This window comes from Desulfotomaculum sp. OF05-3 (assembly GCF_003435535.1).
GTDB classification, from domain to species: domain Bacteria; phylum Bacillota; class Clostridia; order Lachnospirales; family Lachnospiraceae; genus Pilosibacter; species Pilosibacter fragilis.
Map to the genome: position 1 here is coordinate 17,957 of NZ_QWGO01000016.1, position 24,777 is coordinate 42,733.

21 protein-coding genes are annotated in these 24,777 nt (G+C 50.5%); 20 read left to right on the top strand and 1 reads right to left on the bottom strand.

Annotated elements, in window-relative coordinates:
* Window positions 1–22 precede the first annotated feature (22 nt).
* From DXA87_RS09900 to DXA87_RS09925, 7 genes are all read left to right on the top strand, one after another.
* Entirely contained in the window at window positions 23–742 is a 720-nt protein-coding gene (locus tag DXA87_RS09900) for a GTP pyrophosphokinase family protein (RefSeq protein WP_117483783.1), read from the top strand.
* Window positions 743–851: 109 nt separating this feature from the next.
* Complete coding sequence (gene dtd, locus DXA87_RS09905; protein ID WP_015553351.1) at window positions 852–1,307, top strand: D-aminoacyl-tRNA deacylase; 456 nt, start codon at window positions 852–854, stop codon at window positions 1,305–1,307.
* Between the two features lie 141 nt (window positions 1,308–1,448).
* A complete protein-coding gene (locus DXA87_RS09910; protein WP_117504175.1) occupies window positions 1,449–2,840 on the top strand; it encodes an aminopeptidase in 1,392 nt (463 codons plus the stop codon).
* A gap of 302 nt (window positions 2,841–3,142) precedes the next feature.
* On the top strand, window positions 3,143–4,330 hold the full coding sequence (tig, locus tag DXA87_RS09915) for a trigger factor (RefSeq protein ID WP_158553067.1): 1,188 nt from the start codon (window positions 3,143–3,145) through the stop codon (window positions 4,328–4,330).
* Window positions 4,331–4,340: 10 nt separating this feature from the next.
* A complete protein-coding gene (locus DXA87_RS09920) occupies window positions 4,341–5,132 on the top strand; it encodes an HAD family hydrolase (RefSeq protein ID WP_015553354.1) in 792 nt (263 codons plus the stop codon).
* A 408-nt stretch (window positions 5,133–5,540) separates the two neighbouring features.
* A complete protein-coding gene (locus DXA87_RS17970; RefSeq protein ID WP_015553355.1) occupies window positions 5,541–5,687 on the top strand; it encodes a hypothetical protein in 147 nt (48 codons plus the stop codon).
* Window positions 5,687–5,878: a hypothetical protein gene (locus DXA87_RS09925; protein ID WP_117469206.1), complete on the top strand. Its 192-nt coding sequence runs from the start codon at window positions 5,687–5,689 to the stop codon at window positions 5,876–5,878. Before DXA87_RS17970 ends, DXA87_RS09925 begins: the two co-directional genes overlap by 1 nt.
* Window positions 5,879–6,006: 128 nt before the next feature.
* On the opposite strand, the gene DXA87_RS09930 is transcribed toward DXA87_RS09925, so the two are convergent.
* Entirely contained in the window at window positions 6,007–7,329 is a 1,323-nt protein-coding gene (locus DXA87_RS09930; protein WP_117504179.1) for a cell wall-binding protein, read from the bottom strand.
* A gap of 499 nt (window positions 7,330–7,828) precedes the next feature.
* Between DXA87_RS09930 and DXA87_RS09935 the strand changes: the two genes are divergently transcribed.
* From DXA87_RS09935 to DXA87_RS09995, 13 genes are all read left to right on the top strand, one after another.
* Window positions 7,829–9,805 carry a thiamine pyrophosphate-binding protein gene (locus DXA87_RS09935; protein WP_117483775.1) on the top strand — a complete coding sequence of 659 codons (1,977 nt, stop codon included), beginning with the start codon at window positions 7,829–7,831 and terminating at the stop codon, window positions 9,803–9,805.
* Window positions 9,806–9,962: 157 nt separating this feature from the next.
* Window positions 9,963–10,916, top strand: a complete 954-nt coding sequence (locus DXA87_RS09940) for an NAD(P)-dependent oxidoreductase (protein WP_117504181.1) — start codon at window positions 9,963–9,965, stop codon at window positions 10,914–10,916.
* Between the two features lie 265 nt (window positions 10,917–11,181).
* Complete coding sequence (locus tag DXA87_RS09945; RefSeq protein WP_015553360.1) at window positions 11,182–12,144, top strand: glycosyltransferase family 2 protein; 963 nt, start codon at window positions 11,182–11,184, stop codon at window positions 12,142–12,144.
* On the top strand, window positions 12,141–14,339 hold the full coding sequence (locus DXA87_RS09950) for a glycosyltransferase family 2 protein (protein ID WP_117504183.1): 2,199 nt from the start codon (window positions 12,141–12,143) through the stop codon (window positions 14,337–14,339). Before DXA87_RS09945 ends, DXA87_RS09950 begins: the two co-directional genes overlap by 4 nt.
* The gene (locus tag DXA87_RS09955; RefSeq protein ID WP_117504185.1) at window positions 14,336–15,322 is read left to right on the top strand and encodes a glycosyltransferase family 2 protein; all 987 of its coding nucleotides are present in this window, start codon (window positions 14,336–14,338) and stop codon (window positions 15,320–15,322) included. The genes DXA87_RS09950 and DXA87_RS09955 overlap by 4 nt, the downstream gene beginning before the upstream one ends.
* A 329-nt stretch (window positions 15,323–15,651) precedes the next feature.
* Entirely contained in the window at window positions 15,652–17,070 is a 1,419-nt protein-coding gene (locus DXA87_RS09960; RefSeq protein ID WP_117469303.1) for an undecaprenyl-phosphate glucose phosphotransferase, read from the top strand.
* Between the two features lie 16 nt (window positions 17,071–17,086).
* Window positions 17,087–18,847 (top strand): LCP family protein, encoded by a 1,761-nt coding sequence (locus DXA87_RS09965; RefSeq protein WP_242992111.1) that lies wholly within the window; start codon window positions 17,087–17,089, stop codon window positions 18,845–18,847.
* 533 nt (window positions 18,848–19,380) lie between these two features.
* On the top strand, window positions 19,381–20,337 hold the full coding sequence (locus DXA87_RS09970) for a phosphate ABC transporter substrate-binding protein (protein WP_242998033.1): 957 nt from the start codon (window positions 19,381–19,383) through the stop codon (window positions 20,335–20,337).
* A gap of 167 nt (window positions 20,338–20,504) precedes the next feature.
* Window positions 20,505–21,488: a phosphate ABC transporter permease subunit PstC gene (gene pstC, locus DXA87_RS09975; protein ID WP_117485479.1), complete on the top strand. Its 984-nt coding sequence runs from the start codon at window positions 20,505–20,507 to the stop codon at window positions 21,486–21,488.
* A 3-nt stretch (window positions 21,489–21,491) separates the two neighbouring features.
* Window positions 21,492–22,370, top strand: coding sequence for a phosphate ABC transporter permease PstA (pstA, locus tag DXA87_RS09980; RefSeq protein ID WP_117504187.1), 879 nt, complete (start codon window positions 21,492–21,494; stop codon window positions 22,368–22,370).
* A gap of 95 nt (window positions 22,371–22,465) precedes the next feature.
* The gene (gene pstB / locus DXA87_RS09985) at window positions 22,466–23,227 is read left to right on the top strand and encodes a phosphate ABC transporter ATP-binding protein PstB (protein ID WP_117504189.1); all 762 of its coding nucleotides are present in this window, start codon (window positions 22,466–22,468) and stop codon (window positions 23,225–23,227) included.
* 2 nt (window positions 23,228–23,229) lie between these two features.
* The gene (phoU, locus tag DXA87_RS09990; RefSeq protein ID WP_117504191.1) at window positions 23,230–23,892 is read left to right on the top strand and encodes a phosphate signaling complex protein PhoU; all 663 of its coding nucleotides are present in this window, start codon (window positions 23,230–23,232) and stop codon (window positions 23,890–23,892) included.
* 435 nt (window positions 23,893–24,327) lie between these two features.
* Window positions 24,328–24,774 carry an ACT domain-containing protein gene (locus DXA87_RS09995; protein ID WP_021905563.1) on the top strand — a complete coding sequence of 149 codons (447 nt, stop codon included), beginning with the start codon at window positions 24,328–24,330 and terminating at the stop codon, window positions 24,772–24,774.
* Window positions 24,775–24,777 lie beyond the last annotated feature (3 nt).

Here is a 24,777-nt window from a genome sequence, read left to right on the forward strand (position 1 = left end):
TGCAAAGAAAGGGGGCGTCAGCATGACGAAAGAGTCTGGAGGCTTTGATCAGATCGATCAGTGGAAATCAACAATGTTTTTATACAGCTCCGCGTTAAAATCCATCAACACGAAGATCGAGATCTTAAACAATGAATTTATCCAGTTATACAATTACAATCCGATCGAACATATCACTTCCCGGTTGAAGACACCGGAGAGCATCGTGAAAAAGCTGAAGAACGATGGATGTGAAGTCACGATTGAAAACATGGTGGAGCACTTAAATGATATCGCGGGAATCAGGATCATCTGTTCCTTTATGTCCGATATTTATCCGATTGCGGATATGATCGCAAGACAGGCGGATATCACGGTCCTGCATGTTAAGGACTACATTAAATATCCGAAGACGAACGGATATAAGAGCTACCATATGGTAGTGACGATCCCGGTCTATCTGTCGGAAGGAAAGCGGGACACGAAGGTCGAGATCCAGATCCGGACTATCGCCATGGACTTCTGGGCATCCCTAGAGCACAAGATCGCTTATAAATTTGAGGGAAAAGCGCCGGATTATCTGGAGCGGGAGTTGAAGTCCTGTGCCGATATGGTGGATATGCTGGACATGAAGATGTTCTCCTTAAACCAGGCGATCATGGCGGTCGAGGAGGAAGAGCGGCGTGTTGAGGAAGAAAAGCGCCGCGAGCGGGAAAAGGCAGAAAAAAGACAGGAAGAACTTGCAGGAAACGGTCCAACGTAGGCCGTTTCCGCTCTTGTTAAGACAGGGAATTCCAGCAGCGAAAATATAAAATTTGTGGGCGGATCTGCCGGTACGGAAAATGGAGTGCAGGCAGAGCGCCGGAGGAAACATGAGAGTCGTATTACAGAGAGTAAAACACGCGTCGGTCCATGTGGACGGACAGGAGACGGGATCCATCGGACAGGGATTCCTGATCCTTCTCGGCGTCTCCGACACGGATGACGAGAGCATTGCGGACAAGATGGCGGACAAGATCTGCAAGCTCCGCATTTTTGAGGATGAGAACGGAAAGACGAACCGCTCGCTCCAGGATGTGGACGGCGAGATCCTTGTTGTGAGCCAGTTTACGCTGTACGCGGACTGCAGAAAGGGCAATCGCCCAAGCTTTACTGACGCTGGAGCGCCGGATCATGCGAACCGCCTCTATGAATATTTTATGGAGCGGTGCAGGATGCATGTGGAGAAGGTGGCACATGGGGAGTTCGGGGCAGATATGAAGGTGGACCTGCTAAATGATGGTCCATTTACACTGATGCTCGACAGTAAAGATCTGCTTACAAAGTAAGAGATAAGACACGACAGCTGCATGCAGGAATTGGAACATGTGTCCAGGTCGAAAATGGTTTCCATAAAACAGACTGATTCGGACCAGGCAGCGTGAGTGAGTTGTTATAATTCATAAAATACACATACGGAGGTTTTTAGCATGAACGGCAAAGATCTGGAAAAAGCACTTCTCTGGGAAGCTCCGCATATCGGAGAAAAAGCGCCGGAACAGATTCCGGAGGCGCAGGATTTCTGCGAGGGATACAAGACATTTTTAAATGAGGGAAAGACCGAGAGAGAATGTGTGAAAAAGGCGGTATCGCTCTTAACGAACGCCGGATACAAGGAATTTGACCCGGAGGTGTCCTACAAGCCGGGCGACAAGATCTACTGGGTAAACCGAAAGAAAGCGATCATCGCTTCCACCATCGGCACAAAGGATCTGAACGAGGGATTGCGCATGAACGGCGCCCATATCGATTCCCCGCGCCTGGACTTAAAGCCGAACCCATTATTTGAAAAGGACGAGATCGCCTACTTAAAGCCGCACTACTACGGCGGAATCCGCAAATATCAGTGGGGCACCGTGCCGTTATCCATGCACGGCGTTGTTATGAAGGCGGACGGAGAGACTGTTGAGGTCTCCATCGGCGAGAAAGAGGGCGATCCGCAGTTCTGCGTGACAGACCTTCTCCCGCACCTTGCGGCAGAGCAGAACGGAAGAAAGCTCGGCGAGGGCTTAAAGGGCGAGGAGCTGAACATCATCATCGGCTCCATCCCGTACCATGACGAGGAGAACGAGAAGATCAAGAATCCGGCGAAGCTCCTTGCGATGAAGTTATTGAATGACCGCTACGGAATCACGGAGAAGGATTTCACCCGTGCGGAGATCGAGATGGTTCCGGCATACAAGGCCGTTGATATCGGACTGGACCGCGGCCTCATCGGTTCCTATGGACAGGATGACCGTGTGTGCGCGTATACAGCGCTGATGGCGGAGATTGCTGCGGAGAACCCGGAACACACCACATTCACGATCCTTACAGATAAGGAAGAGATCGGCTCCGTCGGAAATACGGGACTTCACTCTGACTACGTCCACCATGCGGTTGAGGATCTTGCGGAGAGCTTTGGGGCGGACACAAAGACCGTTCTGCGCCATTCCATCTGCCTCTCCTCCGATGTAAACGCGGCATATGATCCGACATTCGCAAGCGTTTACGAGAACAGAAACTCCAGCTATGTAAACAAAGGCTGTGTGCTCACAAAGTACACAGGCGCGAGAGGAAAATCCGGCAGCAGTGATGCCAGCGCGGAGACCATGGCGAAGGTCATCGGTATCATGGAAGAGAATGGCGTTTACTGGCAGACTGGCGAACTCGGCGCCGTTGACGCGGGTGGCGGCGGAACCATCGCCCAGTTTGTGGCGATGATGGATGTGGATGTCGTGGATCTCGGTGTTCCGATCCTTTCCATGCATGCGCCGTTTGAGCTGGCTTCGAAGCTTGATGTGTACAATACATATAAGGCGTTTTGTGCGTTCTACAAATAAGAGATAGTAAAAAGCATCCTGGCGGGATCATGATGATATGATCCTTACAGGATGCTTTTTGATTTTCTCTTAAAATGATGTTGAGGTCAAAAAGTCTTTTGACCTCTCTGATACCAAGATCCAAAATCCTCCTGCAAGCAAGCTTGCGGCGGACTTCAGACCTTTGGACACTAATATCTTAAAATTCTGTGAACACCCTTTTTTTTCGCGTGGCGGTATGTTAGAATAAATATCACGCGCGGGTGACCCGGAAAATGGGCGGTGCGCGGGGAAATTGAGACAGAATGGAAGGAAACAAGAATATGAAAAAAATTATAAAAGCAGGTATCTGCGTTGCTGTAGCTGCAGTGATTGCAACAGGATGCGGAAATAAGAATCAGAATACTGAGAGCAGCTCCGCGGCTGTAGAGGAGACGGTATCCGCGACAACTGAGACAGAGACAAAATCCGAGGAAGAGCTTCACGACGAGGAGAGCGTCACTCTCGGAGATTACAAGAACCTGACCTTCTCCGCAAAGGAAGAGGAAGTTACTGACGCCAAGATCGAGACAAGATTAAAAGAACTCTGCGCGGAGTACCCGGTAACCATCGAGGGACGCCCGGCCCAGGAAGGTGACACCGCAAATATCGACTATTCCGGCACAAAGGATGGCGAGGCATTTGCAGGCGGAACCGCAGAGGGCTATGACCTGAAGCTTGGCAGCGGCACATTTATCGACGGCTTTGAGGACGGCGTCATCGGCATGAATGTCGGCGATGAGAAAGACTTAAACTTAAAATTCCCGGACAACTACAGCAGCGCTGACCTCGCAGGCCAGGAAGTCGTCTTCCATGTAAAATTAAACCAGTTAAAATCTGAGGCCGACAGCAAGGTGGACGATGATCTCGCAAAACGTTACTACAACGACGATACAGTGACTCTTGACCAGTTAAAAGAGGAAGTACGTGCGGAGCTTCAGGCAGAGGCTGACAGCCAGTTCTTCAACGCGGCAGGAAGTGAGCTCTTAAACGAGGTCATCAACAACTCCGAGGTTACAGCTGACCCGGATGCCGTTGATGATATGTTCAACCAGTTAAAGAACACATATTCCAGCTATGCAAGCAGCTATGGACTTGAGTTCGATCAGTTCCTCAGCATGTTCCTGGGAACGGACGAGGACGGACTCCGCGACACAGCAGAGAACCTTGTAAAACAGCAGATCATTTTAAACGCGATCCAGGCAGAGGAGAACCTTTCTGCGACAGATGAACAGAAAGATAAGCTCGCTGTTATGAACTACTTCAAGAACGCGGCGCAGATGATCACGACCTACGGCGAGGATTCCGCAAAGCAGATTTTCGACATGGGCGCTGTTTACTACTACCTGATCGATAACTCCACATATGTAGAGGCACCGGAGACAGAAGCCGAGACAACAGAGGCTGAGAATATTCTTGAAGAGAAAGAGACTGCTGCCGAGGAGAGCGAGAGCAGTTCCGCAGCAAACTAATACGGAGATCATGAAGAGAAAAGCATTATTTTTTGATATCGATGGGACGCTCCTGGTGGATGCGTCGAAGGAGCTCCCGAAGAGTGCGGCGCTTGCTTTAACAGAGGCGCGCCGCGCCGGACACCTGGTTTTCATCAACTCCGGGAGGACGAGATGTCTGATGAAGGATGTTGAGGGGAAAGTACCGGTGGACGGCTACCTCTGCGGCTGTGGAACCTACATAGAGGCGGAGGGAAAAGCCCTGCTCCACAGAAAAATCTCCGCAAAACGCCGTTGGGAGCTCCAAAAGGCGATCCTCGAGTGTAAACTTGACGGAATCTTAGAGGGACCGAAGGCATGTACGGTGCAGACCGGTGTCTCCCACATGGATGAGATCGAGCATGTGAAAAATGTGGTCTACAAGAACCAGGGCTTGGCCAGCGCGGACTGGAATACGGAGCTGGTGGATTTTGATAAGTTCTGTGTTCTTGCGGACGAGAACAGTGACGAGGAAGGTTTTTTAAAGATCCTGGCACCGGACGTGACCGCCATCGACCGGGGACACGGACTCTACGAGTGCGTGCCGACGGGGTACGATAAGGCGACGGCGATGGAAGTGATCTTAAAGAGATATGGGATCGCGAGGGAAGATTCCTATGCCTTTGGGGACAGCATGAACGATCTGGCGATGATCCGGTATGCCGGAAACAGCATTATTATGGAGAAACATGCGAAGGGGCTTGAGCCCTACGCAACTTTCATCACCAAAGATGTCGAAGACGACGGGATCGCCTGGGCGTTTGAGCAGCTTCATATCATATAAGAGAAAATCTGGCGGCAGTCTTGCTTTTTTTGGTGGGACTGCCGCTTTTTTATGTAACAGGAAATTCCGAGGAATTCCCTGTTACATAAAAAGGCACTAACGTGCCAAAGATGCGCACTCGCGCGAAGATGTAGATTGTCGCAAGCGACCGCGCGAGGCGCGAGAATGTGCCAAGGCACATTCTTTTTTATATTGATTTCGCTGTTGCACGAGGTCTGCCGTTTGTGGGCAGCAGGAGTCTTGCGGCGCAGAACTTTGTCCATGCATATCGTGTGTCCTTCGAACCGTGTCGAAACTTGCGTTCAAAAACCACTTTTCAATTACCGGAAAATGTATTATATATTTAAGTAAAAGGAAGTGGACGCAGGAAAGGGCGGCTGCTGACGAGGCGTAAGGGGGACGAAAACAATGAGCATGGAGAGACATTGCAAAAATGCTCTGGAAGAAGAAAACCAAAGGCTTCGCGAAGAGAACGACAGGCTGATGGACATTGTGGTACAGATGAAATGCACACTGAACCGCCTGGTGAAAGAGTATATTACGGAAAGTAAATAGTGAGGAAAGGCAGCGCAGGCGAGTATCACTGGGAGAAGATCAGCGGAAGATGGCAGTTCATCGATGGAAGGTGGTATTATCTGAATCCTGTCTCCGACGGAACCAGAGGAATTATGTGCGCAAGGAAGAGAACTCCGGACGGCTGGCTTGTAAAAGAGGACGGCAGTTGGGATGAAGAAGCAGGAAGATAAAAGGATAATTACAGTATAGAGATAAAAGGTGCCGGACTCTGAGCGAGAGAGTCCGGCACCTTTGCAATTATGCATTTTGTAAGAGTCCCAGAGGACTCAAACTTTATCTATGGTGTGGATGGTCAGCGTTACTGCACGATTCCGGTCGTATCCACGGTCCAGATTTTGCCGTTCGCGTCTTTGATGTCCTTATATCCGCGCCCTAACGCCGGCTTCTCGGAGGAAGTGGAGGAAGCGGATGCTTTCTGCACGTTTCCGGCGGTCCCTACGAGGTAGGTCACACCGTTTAAGACGGCCGGTGCATATCTCTGGTCGGCGGTGGCGTCCTGTCTTTTTCCGTAGACGTAGAGGATGCCGTCGCGGAGCCCGTGGTAGCCCTGTCCTTTCTTGTCACCGTCGGTGTGGAAGAACCAGTTCTCGGTCTCACCGGTTTCCTCGTTGTAGATCGCCTGTTTTCCGGTCTTTACGATACCGTCCTCACCGAAGTAAAAGTTTGCGATCTCATCGTTCGCCACATTCGCGATCTGTCTGCCTGTCTGCATGATTCCCAGGTCACTGAACGCATACTTTTTCGCGTTGATGGTGAACAGGGAATTTCCCTTTTTATCGGAAACATACGGCTTTCCGGCCTTAAAGTAGAAGGTGTAGACCTCATCTGCAGCGTGGATCCCGGAAATGCCCTCGATGGAGCGGAAACCTTCGGCGCGCTTTCCGTCCCCGGCTGCTCCGTAGTACTGGTAGTCGGTGATCTTCGGGGATGCGGCGTTGCTGTCTGTCACGTCAGACTTGGACGGCATCAGGACCCAGCCCGTCTGCATCTTTCCGTCGATGAAGGTGTAGTAGCTTCCGTCGATCTTCTTATCGTACTGGGTGGTCACCATCTTGCCGTCGGAATTGAAGTAGTACCAGCTCTCGGAAGCGCCCGGTGCGTGGCTGTTTTCCTCTAAACGGATCCAGCCGGTCCGCATGAAACCGTCTTTTTCTGTTCCGAGGTAGTAGGTCGCCCCGTCAATCTCCGTCTTTCCTGTTGCCATATGGCCGGATTCATCGAAATAGTACCATTTGGAGTCGAATTTCACCCACTTGGAGACAGCGGACTTCCCGTCCTTCTCAAAGTAGTACCAGAAGGTATCCGGTGTCTCCGGGGAGTCCGGATCTTCCTCATTCTTTAACTCCACCCATGCGTTTGTGACCATCTTTCCTTCGTCATCCACATAGTACTCGTCGATCTTTGCGCTTTTTACGATCTGTCCATCTTCACCGAGATAGAACCAGTCTTCTCCGCGCTTTCTCCAGGCATCGGTGGTGAGGTACCCGTCCTCATCGTAGTAGACCTTTGCGTCGCCTTCTGTCACCCAGCCGTAGGATGCCGCATAGACCGGCAGGCCGGAGACCATCATCATAAATGCTGCCGCGGACAAGACCGCAGCAATCTTTGTCTGTTTTTTCATAATCGTTTTCTCTCCTTTTTGATATGAAAATTGAAATGTTTTGTCGTGGTGTTTTCGTTTACGGGCTGATTATAACAGGCTGTGGAGGCCGGATTCCAGTGTAGGTTCCTGGCATATCTGGAACGCCGTGGAAAGCATTTCATGGGATGGAAAATGCGGAAAATTAAGGCGGAGAGTGCCGCCGGGGAAGACCTGCGAAAACCGTAACTGTTCAGTACCTTCACAGTTACATGCAAAAATCCATTCCAAATCGGCTACGCCGATGGGATTTTTGCCTTTTAGCCTAGGTTTTCTTACGGTCAGCGCAGCAAGTGCGCAGACCTACTGAACAGTTACTGAAAACCTTACAAAAATATGATCTACTGGACGGTATGCGGTCCGCATGGTATAATCTAGAAAGGTATATTTGGTACAAATTCAGCCATGCACCCAGGTAAATGAAAACGAGAAGAGTTGTAGGGTTGAATTTGTCGATTTGAGAGAGGAGAAGGTTTCACTTATGAGAATGAAGGTTTCTGATTATATTGCCCAGAAGCTGGTAGACGAGGGCATCACCGACGCGTTTATGGTGACGGGTGGAGGCGCGATGCACCTGGATGACGGGCTTGGACACCAGCCGGGACTGCATTGCTATTTTAACCATCACGAGCAGGCCTGTGCCATCGCAGCCGAGGCCTACGCGAGAATCCATAACAAGATCGCGGCTCTCTGCGTGACAACAGGTCCTGGCGGAACAAACGCGATCACCGGAGTAGTCGGCGGATGGCTCGACTCGATCCCGATGCTCGTCTTATCCGGACAGGTCCGCTATGACACGACCGCCCACAGCACAGGACTGGGGATCCGTGCGATGGGGGATCAGGAATTCGAGATTACAAAAGCGATCGACTGCATGACAAAGTACAGCGAGATGGTGCTGGATCCGATGCGGATCCGTTTCTGTCTGGAGAAATCGCTTTATCTGGCGCAGACAGGAAGACCGGGCCCGTGCTGGCTCGATATTCCGTTGAATGTTCAGGGGGCTTACATTGAGACGGAAGCGCTTCTCGGATTTGATAAGGACGATTACGAAGCAGGCGGAACCGGCTGGTCCGGTCACGGAACCGGATGTTCCGGATGTACGATCTGCATGATGAATAAAGTTGAAGGAAAACCGGCAATGATCCCGTCCGATGTGAGCGGACAGGGCGAAAAACGTGTGAAACTGCCGGATCCTGTGACAGTAGAGCAGGCGAGAGAAATCTTAAAGAAGGTCCGCGAGGCGAAGCGCCCGGTGATCAATGCCGGAAACGGAATCCGGATCGGAAAGGCGTTCGATGTATTCGCGAGAGTCGTAAAGAAGCTTGGAATCCCGGTTGTCACTGGCTGGAACAGCATCGACTGCATGTATGACACAGACCCGCTCTATGTGGGACGTGCCGGACATATGGGTGACCGTGCCGGAAACTTTGCAGTACAGAACAGCGATCTCTTATTGTCGTTGGGAAGCCGTCTCTCGATCCGTCAGGTGGGCTATAACTACCCGACCTGGGCGAGAGAGGCCTATGTGATCTACAATGATATCGACGCCGAGGAGTTAAAGAAACCGACGGTCCATGTTGACATGCCGGTCCATGCGGATGTCAGGGACCTTCTCGAGAAGCTGGAGCTCGTCCTCGACGAGGAAGAGTTCGATCCGAACGGCGGAGCAAAGGATAAAGAAGCCGTAGACTGGTGGATCAGACGATGTCAGGAATGGAAAGAAAAATACCCGGTCGTTCTTCCGAAACACTATGAGGCCGGAAATGACGAGCCTGCAAATGTTTACGCGGCGATCAAGGAGATCAGCAGGCGCGGAGAGGAAGATCAGATCACCGTTGTGGGAAATGGCTCCGCGTGCGTAGTAGGCGGACATGCCTACGAGATGAAGAAAGGACAGCGGTTCATCAGCAACTCTGCCATCGCGTCCATGGGCTACGATCTTCCGGCAGCCATCGGTGCCTGGGTCGCAGACCATACAAAGGACATCATCCTTGTGACAGGTGACGGAAGTATCCAGATGAATCTTCAGGAGCTCCAGACCATCGTTCACCATCATATGGGAATCAAGATCTTCCTGATCAACAACGGTGGTTACCACTCCATCCGCCAGACCCAGAAGACCCACTTCCATGAGCCGCTAGTGGGAATCGGCGTGGACAGCCACGACTTAAGCTTCCCGAGCATGGAGAAGCTTGCGTGGGCATACGGTTATCCGTATGTGGCAGCCCACCACAACAGCGAGCTCGGCGAGGCGGTGGAGAAGACACTTGCCATGGACGGTCCGGTGATCTGTGAGATCTTCGTAGATATGAAACAGGGCTTCGAGCCGAAGGCAGCCGCAAAGATGCTGCCGGACGGAACTATGGTATCCGTGCCGCTGGAGGATCTGGCTCCGTTCCTTCCGGAGGAAGAGCTGAAGGAAAATATGATTATTCCGTTAGTAGAGAATAAATAAGAAGGTTCAGTGTGCCTGGGACATGGAACTTAGAAGAAAATGCAAGATGGTTCAGAAAATTCCTACCCGTATACAGTAACATCATGTACAATATACTGGCAATCGGGAATAAGATGGATGATTGATCAGCGTTAAATGAGGAAAGGGGCAGCAGAATATGAATATCATCATGACAGGTTCGACGAGCTTTGTCGGCGCGGCAACGGTGCGGGAACTCTTACGGAGAGGGCACACGGTGACCGCCATTGTGCGCCCCAAATCCTCAAAACTTGATACGATCCTTGAGGGAAATGAGGAGGCACTTTTATCCGGGCGTCTTCTCGTGACGGAAAATGATCTTTCCGAGCCGGAAAAACTTTTAGAAAAAGTGACAAAACCGCAGGACGTGTTCTGCCATTTCGGCTGGGGAGGATCCGGGAGCGTGTCAAGAACGGACAAGGCGCTTCAGGAGAAGAATATGGAGATCTCTCTGGAGACGATTCGGACGGCGAAAGCCCTAGGCTGTAAAAAGTTCCTGTTCTCCGGCTCCCAGGCGGAGTACGGAATGCACCAGGATCTGATCACGGAGGACGCGGTCTGCGAGCCGAAATCCCTGTATGGAGAGGCGAAGCTTGCCATGCGGGAAAAGGGAGAAAAACTCTGTGATGAACTGGGACTGCGGTACATTCACGCCAGGATCTTCAGCGCCTACGGCCCCGGGGACCACCCGTGGACGTTAGTGGAGTCCTGTTTGGACATATTCTTAAGTAATAAGGAAATGTCTCTGGGGGCATGTACCCAGAAGTGGAATTTCCTCTATATCGACGATCTGGCTAGAGGGATGGCGGCACTCTGCGAAGCCCCGGAAAGTGCGTTTGAGGGACTTGAAAATCCTGTATTTAACTTCGGCGGTGCTGAGACAAAGGTATTAAAGGAATTTGTGGAGGAGATCCACGAACTCTGCGGCGGACAGGGCGAGAGCCAATACAACACCCGCGGGGAGAACGCCGAAGGTCTGATCAATCTGATGCCGTCCATCGAAAAGCTGGAGACGGTGACGGGATGGAAGCCAGAGGTCGATTTCAAGACCGGAATTACAAGGATGATCGCGCTCAGAAAGAGAACCATTTAACTGAACGAGAAAGCAATTCTGGGGCGGCAGAGAGGGCAGCAATCAGTTGAAAATGCAGACCGATCACAGATTGGGAAAAAATGCCGCGAAATACGTCGAGTATTGACAAAACAGAAAAAATGGTTACAATGATAAAAGTTAAAGACTAGGCAACAATTTAGAAAAAAAGTTCAGCAGATCGGCGCCCGCCGCACTGCTGAAAGAAACTGACAAAGGTGCCCGAAGGTACCGGTCAGGTAAAATTTAAGGAAGAAGAAAATATAACATGAAAAAAATCAGCGTTTTGATTCCATGCTATAACGAGGAGGAGAATGTCGTTCCGATCAGCGAAGCGGTCATCGGCATTATCACAAAAGAACTGCCTCAGTACGACTATGAGCTGGTCTTCATCGACAACGACTCCACCGATAAGACGAGAGAACTGCTCCGCATGCTCTGCGCGAAGAATCCGAAGATCAAGGCGATCTTCAACGCGAGAAACTTTGGACAGTTCAATTCTCCATATTATGGAATCCTTCAGGTAACCGGTGACTGCGTGATCTCCATGGTGGCGGATTTCCAGGATCCGGTGGAACTGATTCCGAAGTATGTCCACGAGTGGGAGAATGGCTATAAGATCGTCATCGGAATCAAGACGAGCAGCAAAGAGAACCCGGTGATGTACTGGCTCAGAAGCTGCTACTACAAACTGATCCGGAAATTATCCGACGTGGAGCAGATCGAGCACTTTACAGGCTCCGGACTCTACGACAGACAGTTTATCGAGGTCTTAAGAAACTTAAACGATCCGACCCCGTTCCTTCGCGGGATTGTTGCGGAGTTGGGCTTTAAGAGAAAAGAGATCCCGTACGAGCAGCCGAAGCGCCGCGCGGGGAAGACCCACAATAACTTCTATAAATTATATGACGCGGCGATGCTCAGCTTTACGTCCTACACAAAAGCGGGCCTGCGCCTGGCAACCTTTTTCGGCGCCTTCTGCGGTGGCGTGAGCTTTATCGTAGCAGTCATATATCTGATCATGAAACTCTTATATTGGGACCGCTTTATGGCAGGTATGGCGCCGCTTCTCATCGGAATGTGTTTTCTTGGATCTGTCCAGATCTTCTTTATCGGCCTGCTTGGCGAGTATATCATGAGCATCAATACCCGTGTGATGCACCGCCCGCTCGTTGTGGAGGAGGAGCGCATCAATTTTGATACACCGGCCGGTGCACAGGAGGAAGTATGAAGTACAGTGTTGAAGTGATGAGAGTCCGGGAGCAGACGATCCAGTTAAATGGCTGGGCTGTTGAGAGCAACCCGGATTCCGTGATCACCTACCGGGTCGAGGATGAAGCGGGACAGCCGGTGAAGGCAAAGATCGTTCCGACGAGAAGAGATGACGTGAGCCAGATCTATTATAAGAAGATCATCGACCGTGATCTCGGCTTTGATATCCGTTTTCCGTATGAACATGGAAAGAATTATTATCTTGTGATCTGCGGCGAGAAGAAGACGACCCGTGTGAAATACAGCGATATGACGATCCGCAGAAAAACCGGCGCGGCAAACCGCAAGGTACAGAAGCTCATGAACCTTATGAACATGGAGACAGTCCATGTTGCCTGGGACTTCTTAAAGGAAAATGGCCTGAAAGCCCTGATCTTAAAATCCAAGCACAAGATCCAGGGGATTGATGACGATTACGACTACGCAGAGTGGTGGAATCTCACGAAACCGTCAGAGGAAGAGCTGGAAGAGCAGAAGAAAAAGAAGTTCGATTATATGCCGAAATTTTCGATCGTGATCCCGGTCTATAAGACTCCGGAGAAATTCCTGAAGGAAATGCTGGACTCCATCGTGGAGCAGACCTACGCGAACTGGGAACTCTGCATCGCGGACGGCAGCCCGGCGGGTGAGAGTGTCGAGAATGTTTTAAAGAAATATGCGGAGAAAGACGCGAGGATCCGCTATCAGGTACTGGGGGAAAACCGCGGTATCTCCGGAAATACGAACGTCGCCCTTGAGATGGCAGAAGGTGATTTCATTGTTCTTGCGGATCATGATGACCGTCTGACACCGAACGCGCTCTTTGAGTGCGCGAAAAAACTGAATGAGAATGAAAACTGCGATGTCCTCTATTCCGATGAGGACAAGCTTGACATGGATGGGGATGAACTGTTCGACCCGCATTTCAAGCCGGATTTCAATCCGGACCTGTTGACGAGCGTCAACTATATCTGCCATCTGTTTGTGGTGAAAAAAGAACTGCTCGATAAAGTCGGCGGTTTTCGGGCGGAATATGACGGAGCCCAGGATTACGACTTTATTTTCCGCTGTACAGAGAATGCAAAGCAGATCTGCCATATCCCGAAGGTGCTCTATCACTGGCGCTGCCACCCAAATTCCACGGCGAGCAACCCCGAGAGCAAGCTTTATGCCTTCACAGCCGGTTCCCGTGCCATCATGGACCACTATAAGAGAGTGGGCATTGAGGCAGAAAAGGTGGAAAAGGGTGTGGATTACGGGATCTATCACACGACGTTTGAGATCAAGGATGACCCGCTGGTCTCTGTAATTATCCCGAACAAGGACCACACCGTGGATCTCGACAACTGCATCCGCCCGATGCTGACGGAGGGAACCTATAAGAACCTGGAGTTCGTCATCGTGGAGAACAACAGTACGGAACAGGCGACCTGGGATTACTACGAGAAAATCCAGAAGGAGTTCCCGAACGTGCACGTTGTCCGCTGGGAGAGAGAGTTCAACTACTCTGCGATCAACAATTTCGGCGTACAGCACGCAAAGGGCGAGTACCTTCTGTTCATGAACAACGATATCGAGCTGATTGCAAAGAATTTCGTGGAAGAGATGCTTGGCTTTGTCCAGAGAGAGGACGTGGGGATCGCCGGAGCGAGATTGCTCTATGAGGATGACACGATCCAGCATGCCGGTGTTGTTATCGGTTTCGGCGGTATCGCCGGTCATACGTTTATCGGACTTCATAAATCCGAGAACAGCTATTTCAACCGCGCGATGTGTGCCCAGGATTACAGCGCGGTCACAGCGGCCTGCATGATGAGCAAGCGTTCCGTATTTGACGCTGTGGGGGGATTTACAGAAGAGCTCGCGGTGGCTTTCAATGATATTGATTACTGCATGAAGGTGAGAAAGCTCGGAAAACTTGTAGTATACGCGCCTTATGCGGTGCTTCACCACTATGAATCCAAGTCTCGCGGACTTGAGGACACACCGGAGAAGGTGGAGCGATTTAACCGTGAGATCGCCACCTTCGCGAAGCGCTGGCCGGAGATCCTGAGAGACGGAGATCCGTACTACAATCCGAACCTGACACTGAGAAAATCAAATTTTGCGCTGCGTGACCTGAAAAAGGAAAAAATCGGGGAACCATATAAACTGGAGGTACCGTTAGACGAATGAAGACAACGATCATAATTCCGAATTACAACGGACTTTCGTTTATGGAACCGTGCTTTGAGGCTCTTGAAGCGCAGACGATGAAGGATTTCAAGATCCTGGTGGTGGACAACGGATCCACGGACGGAAGTGTTGAATGGCTGAAGGAGCGGGAGATCCCGTCGATCTTTCTTCCGGAAAACACTGGCTTTTCCGGTGCGGTAAACGTGGGGATCAGGGCGGCAGATACGCCGTATGTGATCTTATTAAATAATGATACAAAAGTGGCTCCCCACTACGTCGAAGCGTTGGAGCGGGCCATGGACCGGTCGGAGAAGATCTTTTCCGTCAGCAGCAAGATGATCCAGATGTACCACCCGGATCTTATGGACGATGCCGGAGACATGTACAGCGTCCTCGGCTGGGCGTTCCAGCGGGGCGTCGGGCGTCCGGAAAAGCTTTATAAAAAGAGCTGCCGCGTCTTTACGGCGTGTGCCGGTGCGGCAATCTACCGCCGGGAAGTGTTCGAGACCATCGGATACTTCGATGAGATGCACTTTGCCTACCTCGAGGATATCGATGTGGGATACCGGGCGAAGCTTTACGGATATGACAACGTATTCTGCCCGGAAGCTGTGGTGTACCATGTAGGCAGCGGGACAAGCGGATCGAAGTATAATTCCTTTAAGGTGAAGCTTGCCGCGAGGAATAATGTGTATCTGAATTACAAAAATATGCGCGCATGGCAGTTGCTTTTAAATTCTCCGTGTCTTCTCGCGGGAACATTTGTAAAGTTCCTGTTTTTTAAAAAGATGGGGTTCGGAAAAGACTATGTGTCCGGATTCCTTGAGGGGATCAGAACATTAAAGGACTGTAAACGCGTCCCTTCCTTTAAAGGAAGAATACAGCGGGAGATCGGGATCCAGCTTGAGCTGATCGCCGGAACCGCAGTCTATGTTTATGAGTTTTCCAGGAGACAGGCGGCGAAGCTTGGAGCGAAATCCTGAGATTCTTCGCCGGACGCTGTGCGGCCGGCTCAGTGCGGATAGGCTGAACGGCTGCTTTTATGCAAAATAAACGAATAATTTACGGAAATCTCAGATTTTCTTAAGAAATCGTTTATATGCAAATGGGTAAATTTTATGTATACTATGTATGCATATTTTTTATGATGGCGGTACTATGTCCGGGGGAGTGACTTGAGAAAGGCAGTCTGCCGGGGCATGGTATAGTTGAAAATACCTGCCGTGGGGAATTGGCTGGCGCAGCTGTGCATGCGCTGACCACGGAAAGAATTCTGACCGGCATGTTCCTTGGAAAACAGGGTGAAAATTATATGATCAAAGATAATCAGAAGAGCCTCAACCGTTTTCACGTTGTGCTTGACGCCTTCGTGACCGCATTCTCTTATCTGCTTGCATGGTTTATCGTAATCGGAAGCGGATGGGCGAACCTGCTCGGAAAACGGACACTTGAGGTCGGTTTTTATTTTGGCGCGCTCCTTGTCATTATTCCGGCGTATCTGCTTTTGTACTCCTTTTTTGGACTGTACACGCCGAAGCGTGTACTCGGACGCAGAAATGAATTCGGAAAGATATTCAAGGCAAACACGATCGGACTCCTTATTTTTGGTCTGATCCTGTACTTTGGAAGAAAAGAGCCGCATCTCTACAACTTCTCCCAGAGACTGGTCGTATATTTCTATGTGCTGAACGTGGCGTTTATGACCATTGAGCGGAATGGAATCCGGATCGTGCTTCGTTCCATGCGCTCAAAAGGATACAATCAGAAACATATCCTGTTAGTTGGTTACTCTTCCGCAGCGGAAGGGTTTATCGACCGGGTAAACAAGAATCCGGAATGGGGGTACACGATCCGCGGGATCATTGATGATACGAAGGAACGCGGAAGTGAGTATAAGGGAGTAAAGGTCATCGGCTGCATCGAGGACCTCGACTATATTTTAGAGCAGAACAGTCTCGATGAGATCGCCGTCACACTGAGCCTGAGCGAGTATGAAAAACTCCGCCATATCGTTGCTCTCTGTGAAAAATCCGGCGTGCACACGAAGTTTATCCCGGATTACGGGAACATTATCCCGACGATCCCGTATATGGAAGATCTCCAGGGCCTGCCGGTGATCCATATCCGCCGCGTTCCGTTGAATGATCCGATGAACGCGATGGTAAAGAGAGCCGTCGATATCGTGGGTGCGATCGTGGGGATCGTACTTTTCTCCCCGATCATGCTGATCGTGGCAGTGCTCATAAAGCTGACATCTCCGGGACCGATCATTTTTTGTCAGGAACGAGTCGGCCTTCACAACCGGCCGTTTAAAATGTATAAATTCCGTTCCATGACGGTTCAGGATCCAGGCAAGGAGAAGAGCCGCTGGACAACAAAGGGAGATGCCCGTGTAACTCTCATCGGAAAAATTATCCGCCGTACAAGCATCGACGAGGTGCCGCAGTTCTTTAATATCCTGATTGGTGATATGAGTCTTGTGGGTCCGAGACCGGAACGGCCATTTTTCGTTGAAAAATTTAAGGAAGAAATCCCGCGATATATGATCAAGCATCAGGTCCGTCCGGGCCTTACCGGCTGGGCGCAGGTGAATGGTTACCGTGGAGACACTTCGATCATTAAACGGATCGAGCATGATCTCTATTATATCGAGAACTGGACACTTGGTCTTGATTTCAAGATCATGTTCCTGACGGTTTTCAAGGGATTCATCAATAAAAACGCTTACTAAGACGAGGACAAATGACATGAATTATGAAGACGAATTAGACCGTTCCCGCGCCAGAAAGAGCAGACGGCGTGAGAGCGAGAGTGAGACGTCCGCAAAACGCCGCACTCACAGGACGGAAGATCTGTATTCTATGAGTGCTGACCCGGGAAGCCGTGCAGGCCGTGCCGCAGCAAAGAGCCATGGGGCAGCTTCCCACAATCACAGAAGACGGAAAAACGGAAACAAGAAGAAAAAGATCATCATCGGTGTTCTGATCGCCCTGATCGTTCTGGTCCTGGGTTTTGCCGCAGCGGTATACGGCTATATCCAGCACAACTTCGGAAAGATGAACGGACAGAATAATTTTGATATTGCGGACGTTCGGAATGAGAACATCTCTCTGGAAATGAGAGATAAGATGGAAAAAGGCTACTGGACCATTGCGGTATTTGGCCTGGACTCCCGTGACAATTCCACAGGAAAAGGCAACCAGTCCGATGTTATCATGATCGTGAACTTAAATCGTGAGACCGGAGAGATCAAGCTGGCATCCGTATTCCGCGACACTTACCTGAATGTGAGCGACAAGAACACATACAATAAGATCAACGCGGCATATGCGATGGGTGGTCCGGAACAGGCCGTAAAAGCCCTGAATAAGAATCTGGATCTCAACATCACCCACTATGTAGCGTTCAACTGGAAGGCAGTCGCAACAGCGATCAACATCCTCGGCGGTGTCGACATCGATATCAGTAAGTCCGAGTTCTACTACATCAACGCGTTCATCACAGAGACGGTAAAAGGTACCGGAATTGGTTCTGTACAGTTAAAGAAAGCAGGTGTGAACCATCTGGATGGCGTACAGGCCGTTGCCTATGGACGTCTTCGTCTGATGGACAGTGACTATGCGCGTACAGAGCGCCAGAGACTTGTAATCCAGAAGGCATTCGAGAAGGCGAAAAAGGCAGACTTTGCGACATTAAACAGCCTGATCGGCAATATGTCCGCGATGTGCGCGACAAATATCAATATGAATGATATCCTTCCGATGGCGAAGAATGTCACGAAATACCATCTCGGTGAGACGACCGGATTCCCGGCAGCCCGCGGAGAGCAGAAGATGAAGATCGGCAAGCTGAAATTGTCCTGTGTTATCCCGCAGACACTCGTGAGCAATGTTACAAGCCTTCACAAGTTCCTCTATGGTGAAGAGGACTACAAGCCATCCAGCACGGTCCAGACGATCAGCAATAAGATCGCTGAACTTACTGGACTGAATAAGGCTGGCAAGGAAATCGATCATGTAGCGACGGATCAGGGATATATCCCGAAGGGCGAGACGGAGGCCACGACACTTTCCGCTGAAGAGGAGAGTAAGAAGGAGAGTCAGGAAGAATCCCAGATGGAGTCCATGCTCGAAGAATCCAAGAAGGAATCTGAGAGCACGGGTGAAACTGAGACAGGACCGGACGGCAAGCCGATCGAAACTTCTTCCGGAAGCCATGAGACCAGCGCCGCTTATGAGACGGATGAGCATGGAAATATCTATGTGAAGCCGACAGAGAGTCACGCAGTGAGCCCGACAGATGAGGCGGAGACTTCCACGGAGGAGTTCCGTCCGTCAAATCCGCAGGAGACCACAGCGGAGAATCCGGTGGGACCGGGATATGAAAAGTCCACCGCTGTTCCGGAGGCGACCACAAGCGCCGGCCCGGCAGCCCAGACAGAAGGACCGAGTTCTGTGACTGTTCCAGGCGGAACAGTTGCACCGGAAGGTCCGGCTGCTGGAGTTTAGGAACAAGGGCCAGGCAAAAAGGTTATAAAGGAAATATAGGATCTTAAGGATCAAGACGCATCGTCTGATTGATTTGGAAGAAATATTCCAGACTACCAGATGGTGCGTCTTTTTTTGCGTGCAGCGGGCCATATCCATACCTGTGCGATAACGGTACTACTGTGAAAAATCTCGACAAATGGCTGATTTTTTTGAATTCGCGGTAGTCCGGCACAGTGGAAAGGTTTTACCCGGCTATATTTTCAAACGAAAATCTGAATTTACAATTTACATAGATTATACAAAGTAGTTACCGAACCATGGTTTTTGGTTTCGGGGATTCGTGATAAAAATAATACTGTACAGAGAAAGAAAAAACGTAACTATTCAGTACCTTCATAGTTACGTGCAAAAATCCATTCCAGATCAGCTTCGCTGATGGGATTTTTGCCTTCCAGCCTATGTTTTCTTACGGTCAGCGCAGCAAGTGCGCAGACCTACTGAACAGTTACGAAAAAACAAAAACAAAGATCTTTGAGGAGGAGAAAAGAATTATGAAAACAAGAAAAGTAATGGCACTTGCAGGTGCAGGAGTATTAGCAGTCAGCATGATGACAGGATGCGGAAGCAGCAGTAGTACAGCATCCACGACAGCAGCAGCGACAACAACTGCGGCAGCAGCAGAGACAGCAAAAGAAGCAGCGACAACAGCAGCAGAGAAAAAAGCAGATCTTACAGGATCGATCACAGCGGCAGGTTCTTCCGCATTAAAACCGCTGGTTGACGATGCAGCAGACATGTTTATCGAGAAATACCCGGACGTTTCCATCACGATCGACGCAGGAGGATCCGGAGAGGGCTTAAAGCAGGTTTCCGAGGGAACCGTAAATATCGGTAACTCCGATGTTGAGGCCTCCGCAAAGCTTGACGAGACACAGGCAAAAGAGCTTGTTGATCATCAGGTATGCGTAGTCACAATGGCTCCGATCGTAAACAACGATGTAAAAGAAGGCGGCGTTGAGGATCTTACAAAACAGCAGCTCATCGACATCTTCACAGGAAAGACAACAAACTGGAAAGAGGTTGGCGGACCGGATGAGAGCATTGTCCTTGTAACAAGACCGACATCCTCCGGTACAAGAGCAACCTTCCAGAAATACGCTCTTGACGGAAACGAGGAAGCTTCCAACACTTCCATGGAAACAGATGATTCCGGTGTTCTTCTTCAGAATGTAAAAGATACAAAGGGTGCGATCGGATATGTAGCACTTTCCTATCTGACCGGTGATGCAGGAGTTGCAACCGTAGCAGTCGATGGCGTAGAGCCGACACTTGAAAATACATACGCTGGAAAATATCCGGTATGGACATTTGAGCATATGTATACAAAGGGTGAGCCGGACGAAGTTGTAAGCGCATTCCTTGACTACATCATGTCCGATGAGTACGGCGCAAAGATGGAATCCTTAGGATACGGCGTATCTTCCAAGATGACAAATACTGAGCATTAATTGAGACAAAACTTAAGACCGGGCAGTGAGCCATGATCCGACCGGATGAAAGAAAAAAGAGGACATGGACAAGAGAGCTGCGAAACAGGGGCGGGGCAGACGAATCTGGCCCGCCCCGATATGATTTATGATAGAATTTGCTTCGAATATAGGAAGCAGGAGGACTTATGAAGAATGGTAAAGAAAAAAGCATGTTCGTCAGAGAATATCTGTGGCGGGATCTGATGACCGTCTGTGGACTGTTCGTAATTCTTCTGACGATCGTGATCGGCGCGTTCCTTGTATACAAGGGATCATCCACATTCCTGGTTTACAGACATTCCTTCCTGGAATTCTTAGGATCTGCAGACTGGGCACCGGAAGATAATATGGCAGGCGGCGGCAGCATCGGTGCGCTGATCTTCATCGCTGGGTCGCTCTGCACCTGCGGCCTGGCACTTCTTATCGCGACTCCGTTTTCCCTGGGATCAGCGATCTTCATCACGGAGATCTCCCCGAAGTTCGGAGAGAAATTCTACCGCCCGGTAGTCGAGATCTTTGCCGGAATCCCATCGGTTGTCTACGGATGGGTGGGACTCACAGTGCTTGTACCGGCGATCAAGACCGTGTTTGACCGTCAGGTGGGACATTCTATCCTGGCAGCGGGGCTGGTCCTCGCGGTCATGATCTTCCCGACGATCACAAGTGTTGCGGCGGATGCCCTTCACTCCGTACCGAAGGAATGCAGAATGGCGGCGTACGGACTTGGCTCCACCCGCTGGCAGACCATATACCGGATCGTAGTTCCGGCGGCAGCGCCTGGAATCATTTCCGGCGTGATCTTAGGTCTCGCGAGAGCCTTCGGTGAGGCCCTGGCGGTTGCCATGGTCATCGGTCAGACAACAGCGCTTCCCACAAGCATTTTTTCAACGACAAAGACTCTGACCACCGAGATCGCGGCCCAGATGGGCAACGCCATGGAGGGCGGCGAGATGAAATCCGCACTCTGGACCATGGCACTACTGTTATTCGCAATCTCCCTGTTCTTCATCTTCCTGATCCATCATGTGACAGCGGTGAAGCCGGAGAAAGAAGAAAAAACAAGCACTTCCGTGAAAATAAGCACGACCGCGGTGCCGGTAAAGCAGTTCGCAGCAAAGGGGGAAAATTAGACCATGGAAAGTAAGATCAGACGTTCACGCGATGTGGACCGTGTTATGACAGTCATTTTCTACCTGGTTGCGATCTTCTTCTTCGCTCTTCTGATCGGCTTTGCGGGTAAGGTCATCATCGGCGGTCTCATGGGGGCAAAGCCGGAGATGTTCCGCTTCGCGAGAAAAGGAAGCATCGGAAACCAGTTGTTCAACACGATCTATCTCGTATTTATCTCCCTGCTGGTATCCATCCCCCTCGGTGTCTGCGCCGGAATTTATCTGGCCATGTATGCGAAACAGGGAAAAATGACAAAGTTTCTGAGAATGTGTATCGAGACACTTTCTTCCCTTCCGTCCATCGTTGTGGGCCTGTTCGGATACCTGGTATTCCTCGTATTCTTCGGAATGGGAAAGAGCCTGATGGCGGGTGCCCTCTCCGTATCGATCCTGACACTTCCGCTTATCACGACGACCACCGAGGATGCCATCAAGGGACTCCCGGCGGGATATTTTCAGGCGAGTTTAGGTCTTGGAGCGACAAAATGGCAGTCCATCTTCCATGTACTTCTCCCGGCATGTCTCCCGCGCATCATGACAGGCGTCATCCTGGCGGCGGGACGTGGATTCGGTGAGGCGGCAGCGCTCCTCTACACCACAGGATCCGGAAGCGACCTGCGCTGGGGCAAATGGAACCTGGCAGCCCCGACCTGCCCCTTCAACCCGTTCCGCCCGGCAGAGACATTGTCGATCCAGATCTGGAACCTTCAGGTAAACGGTCAGGATAAGGCACTGGCGAACACCGCCTCCGCGGTTCTTATGATCCTGGTCCTGGCATTCAGCATCGGCGCGAACGTGTGGAGCCATCATCTGAAGAAAAAGAGCTCCGGCGAGGCAGCATAAGAAACATTCGGAAGAGGACCTCGATGACGATTCTTAAGGGAGAAGTAATGAAACCCTGAGGATGGCATATGAGAGTTTTAGAGAGGAAAACATATATGACTGATATGAAACCGAAATTTGATATCGAAAAGCTGAATCTGCATTACGGCGCGTTCCATGCGCTTAAGGACATCAACATGCAGATCAGCGCCCATGAGATCACCGCGTTCATCGGACCGTCCGGCTGCGGAAAATCGACATTTTTAAAGACATTGAACCGGATGAACGATCTTGTGGAGAATGTAAAGATCGACGGAAAAGTGGAGCTTGACGGACAGAACATCTTTAAGGATATGGACGCCATCACGCTGCGCCACAAGGTCGGCATGGTATTCCAGCAGCCAAACCCGTTCCCGAAGAGTATTTACGACAACATCGCCTATGGCCCGAGGATCTTCGGGATCACGAGAAAGGCGGATCTCGACGAGATCGTTGAGAAAAGCCTGCGTCAGGCGGCGATCTGGGATGAGCTTAAGGACCGCTTAAATAAGAGTGCCCTGGGACTTTCCGGCGGACAGCAGCAGAGACTCTGCATCGCGAGAACCCTGGCGGTGGAGCCGGAGGTGATCTTGATGGATGAGCCGACCTCCGCCCTGGACCCGATCTCCACATCGAAGATCGAGGACCTGGCGATGGAATTAAAGGATAAATACACCATCGTGATCGTCACCCACAACATGCAGCAGGCGGCGCGTATCTCTGACAAGACAGCGTTCTTTCTGTTAGGTGAGGTCGTCGAGTACAATAATACAGGTGATCTGTTTGCGAACCCGAGGGACGAACGGACAGAAAGCTACATCACAGGGAGGTTTGGCTGATTATGAGAGACGCGTTTTTAAAGCAATTGGAAGAGCTGCATAAGATGCTGGCGGAGATGGGACTGCTCTGCGAGAAAATGATCGACGGGACTTACGAGGCACTGATGCACATGGACCGGGAGCAGGCGGCGAAGATCCTGCAAGACGATGCGAACGTGGACTTAAAGGAGAGAGATATCGAGAGCAAGTGCTTGAAGCTTCTCTTAGAGCAGCAGCCGGTGGCGAGTGACTTAAGAAAGATCTCATCCGCATTAAAAATGATCACAGACCTGGAGCGTATCGGTGACCAGGCGGGCGATATCGCGGAGATCATCAAGACCACAGACCTCTTAGAGCCGGTAAAGGCGACAAGACTCGGCGAGATGGCAAAAGCCGTTGCGTCCATGGTCCACGAGAGCGTTGAGAGCTTCGCAAACGAGGACCTCAGGAAGACAAAGGAAGTCATCGCCTACGATGACGTGATCGACGATATGTTCTCCCAGGTGAAGAAAGAACTGGCAGACGGTATCTTAAACGGCGAGGCCACCCAGGAACAGATCCTGGACATCCTCATGATCGCCAAATACTACGAGCGCATCGGCGACCACGCCACAAATATCGCGGAGTGGGCAGAGTATGCGATCACTGGGGTGCATAGGAACAGTGAGCTGGAAGAGCATCTGTAAAAAGAGAAAAATTCTGAAACTGGAATTAAAACTGAAAAATCGGTAAAAACGATCCGAAATGGAAATAAAAAAGTGGAGAACCTGATCTGCAGGTTCTCCCTTCTTGTTTTAAGAGCAATAACGTTACTGTACACGGGTAGGAATTTTCTGAACTGAAAATTCCGTACGATACACTTCTGGTAGCAGATTTTGCCGATTTGGAATGCGAAGCATCGGCAAAATCACGTTACTGTACACGCATGCGCGTACAGTAACGCAATAACTGTGGATTTTGCCAGACAGCGAACATCTGCTTGCATAAGTATCCAAAATATGCTAAGATTCTTGCGTACACATGTTTTTCTGGGACGCACATATGGTAACGTGCCAGAGCAATCGATGAAACGTATGATTTCGGTAATAAAAAAGAAATTTTTAGCTTGCGAGGTCTGATATATGGAGAAAAAAAACAAATATTATGTGGTACGTGACAAAGCGCTGCCGGAAGTCCTTCAAAAAGTCGTTGAGGTGAAACGTCTGCTTGAGGCGGACAAGAACATGACGGTGCAGGAGGCGGCGGAGCAGGTGGGATTAAGCCGCAGTTCCTTCTATAAATATAAGGATGATATTCTTCCGTTTTCCGACAACACGAGAGGAAAGACCGTGACTCTTGTGACCCAGATGATGGACGAGCCGGGGCTTCTGTCTGACCTGCTCCACATCGTTGCGGATTACCGCGCGAACATCCTTACGATCCACCAGACGATCCCGGTAAACGGATCCGCGACGGTAACGCTCAGTGTGGAAGTCCTCTCCGACACGGGAAATGTTGCCGGTATGGTTGAGGAGATCGAGCACTTAAAAGGCGTACAGAATGTGAAAATTTTAGGAGTGGAGAAATAGACG